This window comes from Thermodesulfobium sp. 4217-1, from assembly GCF_039822205.1.
Lineage (GTDB): Bacteria > Thermodesulfobiota > Thermodesulfobiia > Thermodesulfobiales > Thermodesulfobiaceae > Thermodesulfobium.
The window spans coordinates 1-20,589 of record NZ_JBAGBW010000009.1 but is presented as its reverse complement, the minus strand read 5'-3'; the positions used below and the strand labels follow the sequence as shown (position 1 = coordinate 20,589).

Sequence of the window (20,589 nt, the reverse complement as noted above, 5' to 3'; positions counted from 1 at the left end):
TTATACTAAATAGTCCCTAAGTTTGCGACTCCTGCTTGGGTGTCTTAATTTTCTAAGTGCCTTAGCCTCTATTTGGCGAATTCTTTCTCTTGTAACGCCAAATTCTTTGCCAACCTCTTCAAGCGTTCTTGAATGACCGTCAACTAAACCAAATCTAAGCCTTACCACATCCCTTTCCCTTGGCTGTAAATCCTTTATAACGTCTTCCAGATCTTCTTTTAAAAGGTGGTATGTTACTGCTTCCATAGGCGATGAAATGGATTCGTCAGCTATAAAATCTCCGAGGTGGCTATCTTCATCCTTGCCAACTGGAGTTTCGATAGAAATTGGCTCTTGGGAAATTCTTTTAATTTCGTGAATTTTTTCAATATTTACTTCCATCTTTTCTGCAATTTCTTCATCTGTAGGCTTTCTGCTTAACTGTTGGCTTAGATTTCTAATAGCTTTCTTATATTTGTTAATAGTTTCTACCATATGGACAGGAATTCTAATCGTTCTTGCTTGGTCTGCTATTGCTCTGGTTACAGCCTGCCTAATCCACCAAGTTGCATAAGTTGAAAATTTATAACCTTTTCTATAGTCAAATTTTTCTACGGCTCTCAGCAAGCCCATATTGCCTTCCTGAATCAAGTCGAGAAACAATAAGCCCCTTTTTGTGTATTTCTTTGCGATTGAGACTACAAGCCTCAAATTTGCTTCAGCCAGTTTTCTTTTAGCTGTCTCGTCGCCAAAGAAAGCTTTCTCTGCCAAATATTTTTCTTCTGCATGTTTAAGTAGAGGTATTTTTCCAATTTCTTTAAGGTATTGCCTAACTGGATCCTCTACCATAGGTACGCGTTCTTCTGGCATAACAAGAACATCCTCTGGCAAAACAGGTTCAGTATCAAGGACAATCTTCAAAAGATCCTGATCTTCTTCCCCTACATTTCCAGCTTCTATGGACTTTATTATGTTATCTAAATCAGATGGTTCTTCAAGATCATCAAAAAAGTTAGGGAAATTTTTAAAGGATTGATCATCTGGGTTGGATACTTGTGGAATTTTCTTAACACGTTTAGAATTTTTTGGCATATTTTCACCTTCTAAAATGAAGTTTTAAAAATGGTGGGCGAAGTAGGGTTTGAACCTACGACCCCCTGCGTGTAAAGCAGGTGCTCTGCCACTGAGCTATCCGCCCATTTTATCAAGAGGCTAAAAAAACAAAATGGTACCTCCAAGGGGATTCGAACCCCTGTTTCCGCCTTGAAAGGGCGATGTCCTAGTCCCCTAGACGATGGAGGCATCGTTAATATTCTACAAAAATTATAAAAATTGTCAACCACGACAAATTTCTCCAATTTACTATATTATAACCTAAAAAGCTAAAAAGTGTTTATTTTAAAATCTGCGTTAAAAAACCATAATAAATATAAGATGAAATAGAGATTATAGCCACTGTCCATATAACTGGTTTTTTATAATAAAGAGACAGAGCACTTATTATCATAACCGAAAAAGTGAATGGGTCAATTATGGTTTGTGGGAAGAATTGAACCCCTAAAGATATGAGAAGTGATGTTAGAGAGGTAATTACTCCGATCATGCCTCTATAGAACCAAATCTTTTTGCTCAGTCTGTCATAAAATGGATTAACTAAGATTAATAAAATTATAGGTGGCAAAAAAGTAAACAAGAATGCCAGCATTGCACCCAAAATACCGCCATAAACATACCCAATGTATCCAGAAAGACAAAGAACCGGACCAGGAGTAATTTGGCTAATAAGAACAGCATCTAAATAAGCGTTTTGAGTTAAAAGATTGTTGTCCACAACAAATGTCTTATGATAAAGAGGAAGTGCTGACTGAGCACCTCCAAAAGCGAGCAAACTGATCTTGCTTAAGCTAATACAAAAACCAATAAATTTTGGAAAAAAGAAAAAAACGACAAAACATAATGTTGCCAAAATGATAAATACATAAACTATCTCTTTATATGAAAATTTTTCGATGGCAGAACTTCTTCTCGGCGGCATGTCGATTTTAAACAAAAGTGCCCCAAAAAAGAATGAAAACATAAATACATATATAATTTCAAAGTTATTTAAGAAAACAACGAAAGTAATAAGAAGCAGTATTATTTGTTTTCCAGATTTAATGTACTTTTTAAAGAACTGTAAAAATGCAACGAAGAAAAATGCAACCACAAAGGGTTTTAAGCCCTTAAAAACCAAATTTATTATTGCTGTATTTCCATGCGAGTACAAAAATGCAAAGAACATCATCATCAATATAGAGGGAAAAACAATAGCTAAAGATGATAAAATTCCATACCAAAAACCAAATGCCCTATAAGCTATAAACCCTATAAGATTGCTAATAATTGAGCCCGGCAAGAACTCTGTAAGAGTAATTCCTCTTAAAAATGAATTATCACTTACACATGAGTATTTCTTGACAAACTCAGTTCTTAAGGTAGGTATCATTGCAACTCCCCCAAATGCAGTAGAGCCCAAATACAAACATTTTATAAGAAAGTGCAAGGGTGTAGGACAGGAATTAATAATTCTTTTCATATAGAATTACATTCTATCACAAAAAAAACTCTGCAGCTAAGACCTGTTAAGCTTAGCTGCAGAGACGAAAATTAAGCAGATTTTCTGGCAGATTCTTTAGGCAATATAGCCAACAACACAACAGCCACGAGCAGCAAAACTCCTACGGCTGCAAGTCCAAAATAGACATTGCCAGTCTTATCTTTAATAAGCCCAATGATATAAGGCGCAAAGAAGCCACCAAGGTTTCCAATTGAATTTATCACTGCGATTCCAGCAGCAGCTGCCTCTCCTGATAGAAATTCATTAACCAGTGCCCAAAAGGGACCAAATGCTCCAAATGCTCCCATAGTAACAACAGACAAAACAATCATAGATATAACAGGATCTTTTATAAACAACATAAGAAATATTGCAATAGAGCTTATCAAAAGAGGAATTTGAGAGTGACGTCTCCATTCTCCCTTTCTGTCAGCATCCCTACCTACCCACACCATAGCAATAGCAGCAAATATATAAGGAATCATTGTTAGAAAGCCTACTATAGTTGCGCTAAAAGAGCTTGACAAGCCCTTAATGATCGTGGGAAGCCAGAAGCTAGTTGAATATAGACCCATAATACATCCAAAAAAGTAAATAAATGCCAAGAGCCAAACTCTGCCATCGACAATGATCTCTTTGACAGAAGCCTTTCTCTGCTTAGCTTTTTCTGCCTGCTCTTTAGATATTTCATCAATTAAAGTCTTCTTCTCTTCATCAGTTAAGAACTTAGCCTCTGATGGCCTGTTTGGAAGCACAAAAAGGGTTATAAAACCAAAAATAATTGAAGGGATTCCTTCAATTATAAACATCCATCTCCAGCTATGTATATTTAACCAGTGAACATGATCTAATATAAGACCAGAAATAGGACCACCGATAACGCTCGATATAGCTAAGGCAGTCATAAAGATTGCTATAGTTTGAGCTAATTCCCTTTGTGGGAACCAATATGTAAGATACAATATCATGCCTGGGAAGAATCCTGCCTCTACCAAGCCAAGCATTACACGAGCTACATAGAGGTGAAAAGCACTGTCTGAAAATCCCGTTAATGTAGCAGTCAAACCCCAAACTATTATAATAACGGCTATCCAGATCCTTGCCCCAATTCTATGTAACAGCAAATTGCTAGGCACTTGAAAAATTAAATATCCAAAAAAGAATACGCCAGCAGCAAAACCAAATTGCTCAGCAGATAATCCTAAATCTTTATTCATACCCCCTACTGCTGCAAAACCAAAATTAATACGATCAACGAAATTTAAAATGTACAAAATGTAAATGTAAGGCATCAAAAACCATCTTGACTTGCTAATTGCACTTTTCAAAACTGCAGAATCCAAATTTACACCTCCTAAGAATTTTAAAGCTAAACTAAATCACCTCCTAAAATTAAGCGTTATGAAAAATCAATTTCAGTTCCTACAAAAGCAGCTATAAAACGATCCCCAAACGAATCTTTTAGCTTTGCCATCATAGAAAAACCAGTACAATGATTGGCAGCCACAATAGCTGGCTTAGCATCTAACAAATCTGAAATTGTACTTTCTCTTTGTTCTGGACTCGCAGGACCAAGATGAGTTCCCCCAACAATTGCATAAAGATTATCTGTTTTTAGCACTTTAAGCCCATAACGGATAATATTTATAATGCCAGCATGGGCACATCCTGTCAGGGCTATAAGCCCATTATCCTTAAAAGCATATAAAGCCATATCATCTAAAATCGGATCTTTTACAGTTTTGCCATCTTTTTCTATAACTAAATTTGAATCTCCCTTTTCATAATCAGTTTCACGCGGAATAGTACCACTCAAGAACAGCCCTGGGACAATCTCTAAAACATTTTCAACAAAAACAAAATTTGCACCCAATGATTCCAAATATGCCTTAGAATAGGGAATACCAATATGAAATTTCTTCCCAGCAGCAACAGAATACCTGTCAAGAAAGGCGTCTTTATGGAGAAATATTGGTATCTCTTTTCTTGCATTATCCAAAATAGACAATAAACCGCCTGTATGATCATAGTGTCCATGACTCAAAACAATCATATCCAAATCTTTTGGGTTAACGCCTAATAAAGAAAGATTGTGAATAATTGACCCTGATTGGCCTGTGTCAAACAGTATAAGTTTGTTAGATACATTGATTAAAATCGACATGCCGTGTTCGGCTTTAAAAGAATATGGAGTTGGGGCATGGACACAATTATCCATTGCAATAGTAATTTTCATAATATCCCCTCGTTTTTAGTTTACTTAAAACAGCATTTTATTATAACATTATTTAAATAAGCAAAATTACAAATTAAATATATTAAAAAATAAGTGTTTTTTATAACTGATATCTTGTAAATTTATAAGCTATAGTTTTTTAAAAACCCATTATTTGATATTCTCTTTTAGAAAGCTGATAGCGACAGACCATGACCTCTTATCAGCCAATTTATTATAAGCCACCCCTTTAGACGAATCTGTACCAGCCTTTTTGTTAGTAAACGAATGAACGCTATTTCCATAAGAAACGAATGACCAGTCAGCTTTTGCTTTTCTTAACTCCTCTTGAAACTTCAGTACCTGTTCGGTAGGCACATGCGGATCGTCTGCTCCGTGCAAAGCTAATACTTTAGGTTTAAAGTTTCCTGGAACAGCTTCCAATGGAGTGTCTAAGCCTGCATGAAAAACTACCACATTTTTAAGATCAGCACCATCCCTTGCTAGTTCAAGTGCTACTGTCCCCCCAAAGCAATAACCTACAGCAGATATATTATTTTTTTTAACAACATCAAGTTTTTTAAATTCCTCAAACGATGCGTTAGCTCTTTCTCGCATTAAAAGCCTATTGTTTTTATAAACAGAAGAGAGCTCAAATGCTTCTTTTTGATCCTTTGCGACCTTGCCATCGCCGTAAACATCAGCAACCAAAACTACAAATCCCTCTTTTACAAAACTTCTTGCCTTTTCAAAGGCAAAATCGCTCACACCTAACCAATCAGAAAACAACAAAATTCCAGGTAGTTTACCCTCATTGTTTGAATCAAAAAAGAGAACGCTTTTTAAGGTAGTATTAACTGATAAATATGAAATATTTTTCTTTTTAACGCTGATATCTAAAGAGCTATTGGGACTGCATTCATAAACCACAGAATTGTTCTTCACAATTATTCCCCCTTAAAATATCTTGCATAAAAAGTGGCGCGCCCGACAGGATTCGAACCTGTGACCTACGGATTAGAAGTCCGCCGCTCTGTCCAACTGAGCTACGGGCGCTTAAAATTAACATGGAGCGGGAGACGAGATTCGAACCCGCGACCCTCAGCTTGGAAGGCTGATGCTCTACCGACTGAGCTACTCCCGCTCACATGTTGAAATTATAAACTAAAAAACAAAAATTGCCAACCCCTAAATCTCTACAAACTTAGCGTTCTCTACTTGATATACAGTGATTATCTTGTTAGTTGTGTCTCCATTTGGAGCAAATGTTGTTTTTCCGAGAACACCAGTGTAATTAGTCTCATCCAAAAGTTTTATAAGTGCTTCGCCCTTAGCTGTAGGATCTTTGTCAAGAGCAGCAGCCAATATCTTGGTTGCCTCATAGGCAAATATGCCATATGCTCCTGGTTCTCCGTACTTTGCCTTATAGGCAGCTAAGAAGTCTTTAGCATTTGGATCTTTTTCAATGTTTAATCCAATATTTGTTATTATATCTCCATTGGCTGCATCCCCTGCAATCTTTAAGAATTGAGGATCATAAAGACCATCAGGTCCTACCAATGGCATTTTCATACCCAAGTCTCTCATCTGTTTTGTTATAAGAGCGCCCTCAGGATAATATCCGCCAAAATAAATTATATCTGGCTTAAGAGTTTTAAATTTTGTCAGGATAGCAGAAAAATCTTTTTCGCCTTGAGCTACTCCCTCAAAGTCAAGCACTTTCCCGCCTAATTTTTCAAAACTATTTTTAAACTCGGTGGCAACTCCTTGACCATACGCGGACTTGTCTTGGAGAACTGCTACATTTTTATATCCCTTTTTGAATAAAAATTCAGCAGCAAAACTACCCTGAACGTTATCAGTAGGAGCTACTCTAAAAATATTCTTTAGTCCTTGCTGTGTTAATTCTGGATTTGTAGAAACAGTTAACATTGGTATGTTTGCTTGTGCATAAATCTTAGATGCAGGTATTGAGCATCCAGAATCTACATGCCCGATTACTGCTATGATGCTTGGATCGCTGACAATCTTTTGTGCCACAGATACAGCTTGTTTTGGATCTGCTGCATCATCAAATACTACTGCCTCTAACTTCTTGCCTTTAATCCCTCCCTTTGCGTTAATTTCATCGATAGCCAAAAGCGTAGAATTCTTCCAATCCTCACCATACTTTGCTTGTGATCCAGTCATTGGTCCTACTACCGCAATCTTGATTGTAGAACTTGCCGCCTTTTGCTGAGTTCCAGAACACCCAGCCAATAACAAACCCACCCCAAATAAGAATACTGCTAAAAACAAATACTTCTTGTACTTCAAAAACAAATTAACACCCCCTAAAATAATATTTACTACAACTTATATTTTATTACATTTTCACTTTAATTAACAATACATAAAAAACCTTTATATTACAGTTTTATGCCCAATGCAGTTTTAATAATATTTGGGTTTTCTTTAAGCCTTCTTCTAACATAAGATATCCATTGCTCACCGTATGGAACATAAATTCTTAATCTGTTTTTCTTAGAAAGTATAAACTCTCTTAATTCGTCCCCAATCCCAAGTAGCATTTGGAATTCATATTCACCTGGATTTAAATTGTATTTTTCGATCAATTTCATTGCATGAAATACCAATTTTTCATCATGGGTTGCAATGCCAACATAAGCCTTTTTCTTAAATAGTTTTTCAAGACAATATATATAATTTTCATTAACTAATTCGTGACTTTTATAAGCAAGCTTATATGGCTCTATGTATATGCCCTTACAAAGTCTAATATTGAATGGCTTCTCAGAAAGATTTTCTATATCATCGGCCGTCCTTCTTAGATAAGCCTGCAAAACAGTTCCAACATGACCGGGGAATTCTTCCCTTAAAAGTTTGTACATCTTCAACGTATCGGTAGTAAAGGGTGAATCCTCCATATCAACTCTTACAAAATTATCCAAATCGCTTGCCTTCTGAACAATCTTTCTTATATTTTCGTAACAAAGTGCTTTGTTTATAGCCAATCCCATCTGAGTAGGTTTTAGAGAAAGATTCGCATCTAATGACTCTTTTTTAATTGTTTCGAGCACTCTTATACATTCATTTCTAAAAAATATAGTCTGATCTTCATTCGTTACAGACTCGCCCAAAACATCTATGGTAGCCATAATGCCTCTGGAATTTAAATCACTAACTACTCTTATTGCGTCTGAGAGAAGAGGGCCAGAAACATATTTTTTTGAAAATATTTCAATAATCTGTTCAGGAACATAATCAATTGTATTTGAAGTCAAAAAATTAAATATGCTATTTAACATTATTTTTCCTCCATAAATGGATATTGAATATGCTCTGGAGGGTTAAACGTTTCCTTGACAGACCTTGCACTGGTCCACCTAATAAGATTTAGCAAGCTGCCTGCCTTATCGTTTGTTCCGCTTGCCCTTGCTCCTCCAAATGGCTGCTGTCCAACTACAGCACCTGTAGGCTTATCGTTGATATAGAAATTTCCAGCACTTGACTCAAGAATTTCAGTTGCAGTATTTATAGCGCTTCTATCTTGAGCAAATATTGCCCCTGTTAGACCATAGATGCTTGTCTTGTCACAGAGATGTAGGGTCTCTTCAAACTTGTCATCATCATAAAGGTAGAATGTTACCACAGGCCCAAAAATCTCTTCCTCCATAGTTTTAAAGTGGGGATCTTCAGTGACGACAACTGTAGGTTCTATAAAATACCCAACGCTGTCATCGCATTTTCCACCAAAAAATATCTTGGCTTCGTTTTGATTCTTTACAAAATCAACGTATGATTTTATTTTGTCATACGACTCCCTATCGATAACTGCATTCACAAAATTAGTAAAATCTTCAGGAGAACCCATTTTTATCTTGCTTAACTCATTTAATAATTCGTCCTTAATACTGTTAAACATTGACTTTGGAAGGTACACCCTTGAAACTGCAGAGCACTTTTGACCTTGATATTCAAAAGAACCCCTAACTATTGCAGTAATTAGACTCCTGGTATTAGCAGAACTATGAGCAAATATGAAATCTTTGCCCCCTGTTTCTCCAACTATCCTCGGATATGTAATATAATTTGACATATTATTTGCTATAAATTTCCACATGTAGTTAAAGGTGTCATAACTTCCTGTAAAATGCAGGCCCGAGAAGCTCTTAGACGAAAATATAAGATCGCCCATAGTAGATCCTTTTCCAGGGACAAAATTTATTACCCCATCTGGAAGTCCCGCCTCTTGCAAAATCTTCATAAACATATATGAAGGATAAATTGCACTAGACGCAGGTTTCCAGATAGAAACATTCCCCATTATCGCTGGCGCAGTTGGCAGATTTCCAGAAATGGAGACAAAGTTAAATGGCGGCACAGCAAAAACGAATCCCTCCAAAGGCCTATATTGCATTCTGTTCCAAAAACCCTTAGGAGAAATGGGCTGATCTTCATAGATCTTTTGTGCAAAACTTGCATTAAATCTCAAAAAATCAATGAGCTCACACACACAATCTATCTCTGCCTGGAATGCATTCTTGCTGATTGAAAGCATAGTTATGGCATTCATAATAAATCTATACTTAGTACTAAGAAGCTCTGCTGCCCTTAAGAAAATTGCTGTTCTTTCTTGAAAGTCGACCTTTGACCAAGTTTTTTTGGCATCCATAACAGAGTCAATTGCTAACTTTACCTCTTCTTTTCCTGCCTGATAATAGTGCCCTAATAAAACATTGTGCTGGTGAGGGCATCTAATTTCCATTTTACTCTCAGTTTTAATCTCTTTGCCACCAATAATTAATGGAATCTCTACTTTTTTTGAAACAATATCTTCCAACGCTATTTTTAGCTCTCTTCTTTCTTTACTTCCTACTCTATACTCATAGATTGGTTCGTTCACAGGTTCTGGAACTCTTGCTGCGCAGTTTCTCAAATTAAGCCTCCTTTAAACTAATAGATAAATCTAATTAATATTATAAAGTATTGCTAAAAAATAAGCCCGAGTTGAATTTTTCAAACGCTCTGATATATTCTTTTTTAAGATCTTCATATATAAGATGTGTATATATTTGAGTGGTAGAAATAGATTCATGTCCAAGCAAATCCTGTATTATCTTAATACTAGCTCCACCTGAGAGAAGATGTGTAGCAAGTGAGTGCCTAAAAATATGAGGATGTAAGTCTAGGTTTAAGAAACTTCCAATTTTTTTGCACATCTTCCACACATACTGTCTTGAAAGAGGTTTCCCCCTTGAATTAACGAAAATATTCTCACACTTTGGATTAAGACTTTTTCTATAACTCAAATAAGATCTAAACAATCCTGAAATTTCATAATGAAAGGGAATAACTCTCTCTTTAGAACCCTTTCCAAAAACTCTTATATCCATTCTTTCGATATTAATATTTTCAATCTTCAAGTTTAAAAGTTCTGAGATTCTTAACCCAGTAAAATATAGCATCTTAAAAATAAATAAATCCCTAATAGAAAATAGGTCTGAACTGGATATAAAATCAAAAATATTGGATATATTGCTTTTTGATAGAAAAGTTGGAAGTCTTCTTTCTCTCTTAGGCAAAATAATTTCAGGAATTTTACCCTTATAAAGACCTTCTTGAAAAGAAAATATAAAAAATTGCTTTATAGCAACCAGCTTTCTCTCCACCGAAGTTCCTTTATAGTTATCAGAAAACAATTTATTTGAATATTGGAGCAACAAGTTTTCTATGTCGTTGTTAGCGTGCATTTTATTTGAAAAAAAATTAAAAAAAGATTCCACATCACTTTTATAAGAGCTTACGGTATTATCAGAGTAACCCCTTATAAGAAAAAGATAGCTTACAAAGGCACTTAAAGCTTCATTGCCTTCTTGTAAGATAAAGGACTGCAAGCACTGTTTTGGCGTCTCCAATCTTCCCCTCTAAGACCATCTTCTCAAGGTCTTTTATATTAAATTTAATGACGTTAATTATCTCATCATCATCAGGATTGACTCCTACATACTCAAGATCTTCACAAACTACAATATGCATGTATTCATCTGTAAACCCTGGGGTTGTATACATAGAAAAAATCTTCTTTACTTTATTAGCTTTATATCCTGTTTCCTCAATAAGCTCTCTCACAGCGCCAACCTCGGGAGATTCTCCAGGTTCCAATTTCCCAGCAGGTATCTCTATCAGCTTTTTACCAGGCGCATGTCTAAATTGCTCAACCAATAATATTTCATCATTATTCAATAATGCAATCATTCCTACTGCATTAGAAAATTCTACTACTTCCATCCATGTTCTGTGTTGTTTTGACCCTTTTTTTATCTTAACCCAATCTCTTCTTACTTTGATAATTTTTCCATTATAGATATATTCTACATACGTCTTATCCTCTTTCATAGCATTTTCACCCTCCTTAAATTTTTGACCAAAGCGAATCTTCTAATCAGTATCTCTACAAGTCATTGCGTTTTTATGTGCACTAAAACCTTCTATTTCTGCAATTAAAGAGGCGCTCAACAGCTTTTTCAGAGAATTTTTATTCTTAATTTTCGAAAAATTTACTCTCTTCAAAAAATCATATACGTTTATTCCAGAAAAATATCGCGCGCTACCAGACGTGGGCAAAACATGACTTGGACCAAGAATGTAATCTCCAAATGGCTCACACGTCAAGCTCCCCAAAAACACTGTACCAGCATTCTGCACCTTTTCAAAAAGTTCTTCGGAATTCTCACATGCAATCTCCAGATGTTCAGGTGCTAAAATATTTGAAATGCTTATTGCATCCTCAAGAGCAGGAGCAAAACCGAAAAATGAGCTCTGGAGCGAAGACTCAACAATGTGTTTATTCAAAATCTTCCCAGAAAATTCTTTTACCTTTAACATCACTTCATTTAAGAAATTAACATCTGTAGATATTAGACCAGTTTTTGCATTTACATCGTGTTCTGCTTGAGATAGAAAATCCCACGCAATCCATGAAGGATCTACCTTGCCATCAGAAACTATGAGTATTTCAGAGGGTCCAGCCATCATGTCAATAGAAACTTCCCCGAAAAATTGCTTTTTCGCAAGACTAACGTAATCATTACCTGGGCCAAAAATCTTGTCAACTTTCTTAATTCCCAAACCCATAGCCATTGAAGATATAGCTTGAATGCCTGAAAGCTTTATAACCTTCAATCTCTTAGTATTGCAAGCTAAAATAGCCGAAGCTATATATGGGTTTATCTTGCCCTTATTTGGCTTGGAGCAGACATAGATGTTTTTAACGCCAGCAACATCTGCAACAATAACTGTCATAAGGATTGACGACGGGTATGCAGTCAAGCCGCCAGGCACATAAATTCCTATATTTTCTATTGGAGTCCACTTGAAACCAGACTCTGATTCTTCTGTCTCATATTTAAATGAATCAAATTTTATACTTTCATGATATTGTCTTATCCTTTTGGCTGAATATTTTAAAGCCTCAGATACATCTAATGGAACAAGTTTCGCTTGAGAAAGCACTTCTTCATCGGATGCCACCAAACCCATAGATAGATCATAATCATCAAATTTTTTAGAATATTCTTTTATTGCTTCCATCCCTCTTAACTTAATATCATTTATAATCCTTGCCACATCATCTAAGGTTTTATTATCTTGAAAAGACGATTCTCTCTTCCAAAGTCTTTGAAGTTCAGCTTCTTTTTTCAGTAAAAGAAAGTCATCAACAAATCTCATCAGATCCCTCCATTTATCTTTGTAATAAAACTGTTTATTTCTTTTCTCTTTAACCTATAATTAGCGTCATTTGCTACCAAACGTGAAGTTGAAAGCAAAATTGTTTCAATTTCTACTAAATTGTTAGCCTTCAATGTGTTCCCAGTTGACACAAGATCAATTATAGCCTCAGACAAGCCGACTATAGGTGAAATCTCTACAGATCCTCCAAGAGGAAAGATCCTAACTTGCATGCCCTTTTGCATAAAATATTTTTCAGCGAGATTTTGATATTTTGAACCAATTTTTATAAATGGATGAAATTCGTCTACCGATCTATAAGAGCTATACTTTGGAACAGCAACTGAGAGTCTGCAAAGACCATATCCCAAATCCATGAGTTCAAAACAGGCCATTGAAGTTTCTTCAATAACATCTTTTCCCACAAAAGCTATATCAACAACGCCTTCTTCCACATAAAGAGGCATATCAAATGGCCTAACAATTATCAAAGACAGTTCTTGTTTAGAATCTTCAATCAAAAGCTTTCTGCCAAAATCTGACGGAACGCTGTAACCGCAATTCTGTAATAGCTTCAAAGATGGTTCAAATAAAACGCCTTTTGGAACAGCAATTTTAAGCATTAGCAAAAGGTCATCCTTTCTTTGTTTTCATTATGAGTATCAACTATCCAACCAGAAATTCCAGATGATTCTAATTTTAATATATAAACCATCCTTTGAGCCTTTTTTTTCTTGGAAAACTCTATGGCTTCTTCAAAAACCCTGCTCTTCAAATCTATCTCAACCTTAATTCCCTGATCTCTATATGAAGCTGCCATATTCCATACCCAGTGCAAAGGTATCCCATCGTTGAAACACAAAAGCACATCAGTATTAATGGCCTTAAAATACGAGGCTTTGAGAATTTCATAAATTTTATCTACATTAATCCCAAAACCAGAAGAGGGACATTTAAAATTAAACAAAGAATACAAATCATCATATCTACCCCCTCCACCGATAGACCTTGGCGATCCTGTAACAAAAACTTGAAAAATGAAACCCGTATAATAAGAAATCTCATTAACCAAGGCAAGATTAATATAGTGTTTAACGCCAGCATTTTTTATCTCTTTACTGATATTTTCAAGGTTCTTCATACCTGGAATCAAAAAGTCAGGAATTAAATCAATATTTGAGAAAACCTCCTCAGGGGTTCCAGTAAGTTTTGGAAGATTTTTAATAAATTCTGAAATTTTAGGATCAGAAACTTTGTTTGCAATATCATTTAAACTAACCCAATCTTTTTTTAAAAGGGCATCAATTATAAGTTGTCTATAATCATCAAGTATTTCTAATTTTAACAGTTCTCTTAATGTTTCAAAGTTGCCAATCTCAAGATATATATTGTTCAGTCCTAATTCTCTTAAGGTCATAAAAATAAGCACAGCCAATTCAACGTCGGCTATACTTCGTTTATCTGCACCAATAATCTCAACACCGCATTGTCTTATCTCACTTTGCTCAGAAGTAACTCTGAAGACATCGCCTAAGTAAAAGTACTTTAAAGGGAAAGGACCATTTTTCTTCCTAGTCGAAACCATTCGAGCGATTGATACAGTTAAATCAGGACTCAGAACACTAACCTCTCCAAATCTGTCAATAAATCTAATTGTTTTATCAACAAGGTTCTCGCCAAGAGCCACTTGTAATTTGTCCCAATGTTCTATGATAGGAGTGCTTACTCTGACAAAACCATTTTTTTCCCAGAAATTCTTGATTTTATTTTCAATTGTGTTCCTACAAAAAACCTCTTCAGGTATCATATCCATAGAACCTGATGGCGACTTTATCATATAAATTACCTCTCTTTAATTTTTATTAATATAAAATTTAAACAGCTTTTACAAAGTCTAATATAATATTTATTATATTATTCGATCAGCCCTCTTGTTCTATCCAACATTCTACACCTCTAAATTGATTAATTTTCTCTTTTATATCGGTCTCTGAGTTTACAAAATAATTAGAGTCAGCCAAGCAAAGTTTTTCTGTTTCATCAGACATAAAATGAATTACCAATGGCACATCGCCCTTTAAGTTTGACAGTTCTTCCTTCAATTTCATAACAGAACCCTCTGAACACAACTTGCTATAAAATTTTATATGAAACACCTTTCTATTAATCTTACCAATCTGATCGATAATTATCCTTGATCCTTCATCTCTTTTTAAAAGCCTACCCTCAACCCACACAATATCATTTTCTTTTATATCATCAATCAAAGATTTATCTTTTTTAGTAAAAACACACTCAACGCTTCCCGTTAGATCCTCTATGTTTAATACAAAGAAGAATGAGCCATCTTTTTTAAAAACTTGTTTTTTGTTAAAGACAATTCCAGAAATTTTTGCCTTATCTATATCCAGTTCATTTAAAGCTGCAACACTATAATTTGATATGCTTTCAAGCAAAAATTTATATGGTGTAAGCGGATGTCCGCTAACATAAAGCCCAAGAACTTCTTTTTCAAAAGCAAGTTTCAAGCCAGGGTCGAAATCTTTTTTTGGAATGATTTCTATATCATTAGAGATATATAGCTCTTCCTCCTCAAAAGATTCACCAAAAAGGCTTTGGCCATTTTCGTTCTTTGTGCTTTTCTTTGAAGAAGCCAGAACCTGATCGAGCTGATCCAAAAGGCTTAACCTGTCTTCATATAGATTATCAAGAGCTCCAGCCTTGATAAGGTTTTCATAAATTTTCCTATTAACGGCTTTTGAACTCGTCCTGCAAATGAAATCCTTTAAATTTTTAAAATTTCCATCTGCATCTCTATTTGTCAATATTGATTCTATTGCAGCCTTGCCAACACCCTTGATGGCAGAAAGACCAAATCTGATTTTGTTTCCTATAACAGTAAAATTCTCTCCACTTTCATTTACATCAGGAGACAATACTTCAACACCAAATTTCTTAGCTTCCTTAATGTATTCGGCAACTTTATCGGTATCAGACGATACAGATGAAAGCAGAGCCGCCATATACTCAGGAGTATGATAAACCTTTAACCATGCAGTCCTATAAGTAACCAAAGCATATGAGGCACTGTGAGATTTATTAAAACCATACTCAGCAAACTTAGCCATATCATCAAAGATCTTCCCAGCCTGTTCTCTTGAAATCAAACCTTTGTTGACAGCCCCTTCTACAAATTTTGGTTTTTGAGCTGCCATAACCTCTACCTTTTTTTTACCCATAGCTCTTCTCAAAAGATCAGCTTCTCCAAGAGAAAAACCAGCCAAGATGCTTGCAAGCTGCATTATCTGCTCTTGATAGACCATAACCCCATAAGTTTCAGAAAGAATTGGTTCAACATCCTTATGAGCAAATATTACAGGCTCTTCTTTATGTTTGCGCTTTATAAACTGTTCAACCATGCCAGAATTCATAGGGCCCGGTCTATATAAAGCAAGAATAGCTATTAGATCTTCAAATTTATCAGGTTTTACATCCTTTAGAAGTTGTTGCATTCCTGTACTTTCAAGCTGGAATACTCCAAGCGCTTCCCCTTTCTCCAAAAGCTCATAAACTTTCGGATCGTCAAGAGGAATATTGCCTATATCTATCTTGATACCTTTGGTTTTTTCGATTAGCTCAAGAGTTTTGCCAATTACAGTTAAATTCCTTAAGCCAAGCAGATCCATTTTTAAAAATCCTGATTTTTCAACATCTTCCATAGACCACTGCGTTACAGGAACCTCGCCCTCAGAAGGTCGCTGCAATGGTATAAGATCGTAAATAGGAAAAGGGGAAATAACTACACCAGCAGCATGAACAGAGCTATGTCTTGTTAGTCCCTCCAATTTCACACTTTTTTCCCAAAGTTCTTTTAGGGATGCATCAGAATTTAGAAATTGCTTTACTTCCTTCAATTCTTCCGCTTCCCTTAATGTAGCCTGAGATCCAGGTTTGTTTGGAATTAGTTTTGCGAGTTTGTCCACTATGCCCAGTGGAGTGCCCAGGGTCCTACCCACATCTCTAATTACAGCCCTTGCGTTCATAGTCCCAAAGGTACCAATCTGAGCTACATTTTCCTGACCATATCTTTTGACCAGATAATTTAAAACCTCGGATCTTTTTTCTATACAGAAGTCAACGTCAATATCAGGTGGATTTACTCTTTCTGGGTTTAAAAATCTCTCAAAAAGAAGATTATACTTTAAAGGATCTATATCGGTTATTCCCAGAATATACGCTACCAAGCTCCCAGCAGCAGATCCTCTGCCCGGACCCACTTGAATGCCATGGTCTTTGGCATAATTAATATAATCAGACACTATTAAAAAATAACCTTCATAGCCTGTTTTCTTTATGATATCAAGCTCAAAGTCTAAACGCTCTTTTATTTCGTTGGATATATCTCCATTATATCTTTGATTTAAGCCATTTTCAATCAAGATATTAAGGTATTCCTTTTCAGTCTTGCCTTCTGCGCAGGGGAATTTTGGTACTGTTACCTTGCCAATTGGCAATTCAAGGTTACATTTATCTGCAAGAACCAGGGTATTATCAATGGCTTCCTTACAATATGAAAAAAGATCAGTCATTTCTTCAGGTGTTTTAAAATATAGAGAGTCTGTATTGAATTTCATACGATTCTTGTCTTGAACGGTCTTCTTCGTTTGGATACACAGCAAAACATCATGAAACTCAGCGTCTTCTCTATTAGTATAGTGAGAGTCATTTGTAGCTACCAAAGGAATATGCAAATCTTGAGCCATATTTATTATTACAGGAATTAGTTTTTTCTCCTCTTCCAAGCCATGATCCTGTATCTCAAGGTAAAAATCTTCTCCAAACCAATCTTTCAACGTCTTGGCCATCTCGACAGCGCGATCCTGACTATTGGCAAGAATAAGTTGAGGTATTCTCCCATACATACATGCGCTTGAAACTATTAGCCCCTCTTTATGTTCATACAAAGTTTTTAGATCAATTCTTGGTTTATAATAAAATCCCTTAAGAAATCCAAGAGAAACAAGCCTAACTAAGTTTTTATAACCATCGAAATTTTTCGCAATTAGTATAAGATGAGACAAGTAAGATTCTGGGTCAGAATTTGCCCTAACTTGTTTTGTCATGTCGTCACTGACATATACTTCACAGCCAATTAATGGCTTCAATTCATGTTTTTTCGCCAAAGAATAAAACTTTAAGGCTCCATACATATTTCCGTGATCTGTAAGAGCAAATGAATGCATGTTGTTGTTTTTAGCCTTTAGAATAAGGTCTTCTAATCTGCTTGCTCCATCCAATAAACTATATTCACTATGAACATGTAAATGTACAAAGCTCATTTTAATTGCCCTTCGTTGAAAATTCTACAAAACCTAAGTCTTTATCATAAACAATCTTCCATAAACCGCTTTCTTTTCTTAAAACATATTCTGTCATCTTCCTATCTCCTCCTATTAAGGTCACAAGAACATTAACATCTGCCTCATTACCATAATTTTTAACATCAACTACCCTATATCTTACTTCTTGATATATGTTTTTTGCCCAACCGCTGTATGCAATGCCATACAAGTCTTTTTTGAAAATAGATGGATAGTTAACGTAAATCTCATAAAAATCATCGTTTTTCTTTCCATCTAAATACTTCTCTACAACAAAACTGGGCGTCTCAGAACTAATATAATATTTTGGCCCAACTTGATTAAAGAACCAGAAAAGAGGTAGAAAAATCACGATAAACATTGCTATTAAAATTTTTAATAGCCTTTTAATCTGCCAAACTAAATCCTCAAACATGCTTATTCCACCACAATCTCCATTTATTAATATCAAACACTCCCTTTTCAGATATAGCCATTTTTAAGAAGTTTTTCAGCTCTAATGGCTCTAATTAAATCCTCAAACTCAGTTGTGCTCAGTGAATTAACAATTTCGCTCTTTTTTAAATAAGATTTTCTTGCAGCCATCACAGAACAGAAAAACCTCACATCATATTGCCTAATGTTGTGAAGATCTGTATTTACAGCATATAGATTTTTAAATCTTTCTTTATACATTCTAATTGAACTTACATCAATATCCAGCCTGGCTGGATTACCATTTATTTCAATTATAGTCTTATATTCAGAGGCAAGTTCCAATAAACTTTTCAAATTAATATTATAAATTGGCAAGAAGCCTACAAGCCTACCACTAATATGCCCTATCATATGTACGTATGGATTCATAATAGCCTTTTTAAACCTCATAGTCATAACGCCCTCACTATCAGAATAATCTTGATGAACTGATGCAACTACGAAATCCAAATCCCTTAAAATCCAATCTGGATAATCAAGCGATCCATCGTGCAATATGTCAACTTCTGCCCCTTTAAATATCTTAAAGTTTTTAAAATTTTTGTTTAATTTATCAATCAAATTATTTTTCTCGATTAATTTTTCAATATCCAATCCTCTGCCCTGAGTAAGCGAAACCGAATGATCGGTTAATACTATATGTTGAAAACCCTTAGCAATATAAAATTCGCACAATTCCTCAATTGTATGAGAGCCATCGCTATAATTTGTGTGAATATGTAAATCCGACTTTATATCAGCGAATTTTACAGTTTTTAAATCCTCTTTATCCGCAAACAATTCAGTACTTCCACATCTAAGTTCTGGAGGAACATAATTAAAGCCGCATTTTCTATAAATGTCTTTTTCATCATCAACGACAATTCGAACTCCATCAATAAAAATGCCGTCTTTAAAGATTCTAAAATTATTGAACTTTCGCTTAGCAAGCTGAATAAATATATCATTGTGAATTAATGAGCCAGTCAAAAACCACTTCTGTAAGTAAAAATTTTTAAAATCTATTAAGTATAATTTAATCTCAATTTGATTTGTCTCGTCATAGAGTAATACATAGTAGTTTGTTTTATAGATATATTTAAAGCCATCTAAATTAAGATCTTCATTGTTGAGGTCATTTGTAGAAATTAACTCCAAAGGATATATAAGCTCTTCAAATCTTAAAAGTGGGCCAACAGGTTCAATAGATGAAAGACACTTCTTTAACTTTTCATAACTTTTAAGAGCTTTACCTATTGGTTTTTTAGAAAACTTAAAGTAGAAAAATAAGAAATCATAAAAGTTTGACTTTTCTATAAAACTATCAAAAATTTGTCTAAATTCTTTAAATAAAGAGTATGCCCTATAAAAAGAAACAGGCCCAAAAATATTAAAATTAATTAAAATATTATCGTCTAAGATATTGCCACAATATTTGAAAAAAGCTTTATTAAAACTGTTTATTTTAATCATCTCTATCTCTTCATCGATCCTTTGGCCTGAGAACATCTTTCTTAATTTCAATTTCATATCCTGCGATAATTTACTGCTATTATCACCAAAGACCAAATTATAGGCCTCATTATTCCACTTTACAGCAAGCTCATACGCATAATTGAAATTTGAAATATCACCAATACCTATAAGAAAGTGGTAGTCAATTATGTATTTTAATCTTCTCGCAACATCAGCCGCTCTTTGATTGCTCTTATACTTTAATTTTTCCATGGAAGTGAAAAATTAATTGGGATGATTTTAAAAAAATTATTATTTAATTCCAATAAATAATGAATTGCTGGAGAAGTCTTCCATTGAGCAGAAAAAAGCATATACATATTTGCCCAGTCAATAGATTTAATAACCATACTAACGAGCAAGAGGGACAAAAGGACATTTACAGCACCAGCAAAAAAAGAATTTTTGGAGATTCTTGTAATTCCCAATATATCAGCTATCAATAAAAAAAACTTACCGATAAAAGCATTTAACATGAGGAGAGTAAAGATAAAAGAGATGCTGATAAGGGTGTGTCCATTGAACAGGAGAGCTTTGGAAAAGAAAGTGGTAGAAATGTTTATTAAGTGAGGAACAAGATATAAAGATAAGAAGAAGGCACAAATAAAAGCAAAAACCACTATTAATCCAGTCTTGTAACCACTAAAAAACGAAAGAACAAATAATACTAATATTATTAAGTCAATCAAGTTCATAAATTAAATTTCGCCTCACGA

Annotated in this window: 17 protein-coding genes and 4 tRNA genes; all 21 read right to left on the bottom strand. The window is 34.8% G+C overall.

Translation table 11 applies throughout. The annotated features are described in order from the left end of the window. Positions 1-1,071: an RNA polymerase sigma factor RpoD gene (gene rpoD, locus V4762_RS04775; protein ID WP_347314639.1), complete on the bottom strand. Its 1,071-nt coding sequence runs from the start codon at positions 1,069-1,071 to the stop codon at positions 1-3. Between the two features lie 31 nt (positions 1,072-1,102). Beyond that, positions 1,103-1,177: transfer RNA gene (locus V4762_RS04770), tRNA-Val, on the bottom strand. A 28-nt stretch (positions 1,178-1,205) separates the two neighbouring features. Next, positions 1,206-1,281 (bottom strand) — tRNA-Glu (locus V4762_RS04765). Positions 1,282-1,372: 91 nt separating this feature from the next. Beyond that, complete coding sequence (chrA, locus tag V4762_RS04760) at positions 1,373-2,554, bottom strand: chromate efflux transporter (RefSeq protein WP_347314638.1); 1,182 nt, start codon at positions 2,552-2,554, stop codon at positions 1,373-1,375. Positions 2,555-2,625: 71 nt separating this feature from the next. Further along, a complete protein-coding gene (locus V4762_RS04755) occupies positions 2,626-3,918 on the bottom strand; it encodes an MFS transporter (RefSeq protein WP_347314637.1) in 1,293 nt (430 codons plus the stop codon). A 56-nt stretch (positions 3,919-3,974) separates the two neighbouring features. After that, positions 3,975-4,811: an MBL fold metallo-hydrolase gene (locus tag V4762_RS04750; protein WP_347314636.1), complete on the bottom strand. Its 837-nt coding sequence runs from the start codon at positions 4,809-4,811 to the stop codon at positions 3,975-3,977. Between the two features lie 150 nt (positions 4,812-4,961). Continuing rightward, complete coding sequence (locus tag V4762_RS04745; protein WP_347314635.1) at positions 4,962-5,735, bottom strand: dienelactone hydrolase family protein; 774 nt, start codon at positions 5,733-5,735, stop codon at positions 4,962-4,964. A gap of 34 nt (positions 5,736-5,769) precedes the next feature. After that, positions 5,770-5,846, bottom strand: a tRNA-Arg gene (locus V4762_RS04740). Between the two features lie 12 nt (positions 5,847-5,858). Next, positions 5,859-5,934, bottom strand: a tRNA-Gly gene (locus V4762_RS04735). Between the two features lie 44 nt (positions 5,935-5,978). Continuing rightward, positions 5,979-7,106 (bottom strand): branched-chain amino acid ABC transporter substrate-binding protein, encoded by a 1,128-nt coding sequence (locus tag V4762_RS04730; RefSeq protein WP_347314634.1) that lies wholly within the window; start codon positions 7,104-7,106, stop codon positions 5,979-5,981. A 92-nt stretch (positions 7,107-7,198) separates the two neighbouring features. Further along, the gene (locus V4762_RS04725) at positions 7,199-8,098 is read right to left on the bottom strand and encodes a proline dehydrogenase family protein (protein ID WP_347314633.1); all 900 of its coding nucleotides are present in this window, start codon (positions 8,096-8,098) and stop codon (positions 7,199-7,201) included. Beyond that, positions 8,098-9,729 carry an L-glutamate gamma-semialdehyde dehydrogenase gene (gene pruA / locus V4762_RS04720; RefSeq protein ID WP_347314632.1) on the bottom strand — a complete coding sequence of 544 codons (1,632 nt, stop codon included), beginning with the start codon at positions 9,727-9,729 and terminating at the stop codon, positions 8,098-8,100. Before pruA ends, V4762_RS04725 begins: the two co-directional genes overlap by 1 nt. 40 nt (positions 9,730-9,769) lie before the next feature. Then, positions 9,770-10,708, bottom strand: coding sequence for a site-specific tyrosine recombinase/integron integrase (gene xerA / locus V4762_RS04715; protein ID WP_347314631.1), 939 nt, complete (start codon positions 10,706-10,708; stop codon positions 9,770-9,772). Further along, complete coding sequence (locus V4762_RS04710) at positions 10,656-11,189, bottom strand: NUDIX hydrolase (protein WP_347314630.1); 534 nt, start codon at positions 11,187-11,189, stop codon at positions 10,656-10,658. The genes xerA and V4762_RS04710 overlap by 53 nt, the downstream gene beginning before the upstream one ends. 42 nt (positions 11,190-11,231) lie before the next feature. Continuing rightward, positions 11,232-12,521, bottom strand: coding sequence for a histidinol dehydrogenase (gene hisD / locus V4762_RS04705; RefSeq protein ID WP_347314629.1), 1,290 nt, complete (start codon positions 12,519-12,521; stop codon positions 11,232-11,234). Beyond that, positions 12,521-13,144: an ATP phosphoribosyltransferase gene (gene hisG / locus V4762_RS04700; protein WP_347314628.1), complete on the bottom strand. Its 624-nt coding sequence runs from the start codon at positions 13,142-13,144 to the stop codon at positions 12,521-12,523. Before hisG ends, hisD begins: the two co-directional genes overlap by 1 nt. Next, positions 13,144-14,358 (bottom strand): ATP phosphoribosyltransferase regulatory subunit, encoded by a 1,215-nt coding sequence (locus V4762_RS04695; RefSeq protein ID WP_347314627.1) that lies wholly within the window; start codon positions 14,356-14,358, stop codon positions 13,144-13,146. The genes hisG and V4762_RS04695 overlap by 1 nt, the downstream gene beginning before the upstream one ends. 85 nt (positions 14,359-14,443) lie before the next feature. Continuing rightward, the gene (locus V4762_RS04690) at positions 14,444-17,860 is read right to left on the bottom strand and encodes a DNA polymerase III subunit alpha (protein WP_347314626.1); all 3,417 of its coding nucleotides are present in this window, start codon (positions 17,858-17,860) and stop codon (positions 14,444-14,446) included. 1 nt (position 17,861) lies between these two features. Further along, the gene (locus V4762_RS04685; RefSeq protein ID WP_347314625.1) at positions 17,862-18,317 is read right to left on the bottom strand and encodes a hypothetical protein; all 456 of its coding nucleotides are present in this window, start codon (positions 18,315-18,317) and stop codon (positions 17,862-17,864) included. Between the two features lie 47 nt (positions 18,318-18,364). Next, complete coding sequence (locus V4762_RS04680; protein WP_347314624.1) at positions 18,365-20,086, bottom strand: PHP domain-containing protein; 1,722 nt, start codon at positions 20,084-20,086, stop codon at positions 18,365-18,367. Further along, positions 20,074-20,568, bottom strand: a complete 495-nt coding sequence (locus tag V4762_RS04675; RefSeq protein ID WP_347314623.1) for a hypothetical protein — start codon at positions 20,566-20,568, stop codon at positions 20,074-20,076. Before V4762_RS04675 ends, V4762_RS04680 begins: the two co-directional genes overlap by 13 nt. Between the last annotated feature and the right edge of the window lie 21 nt (positions 20,569-20,589).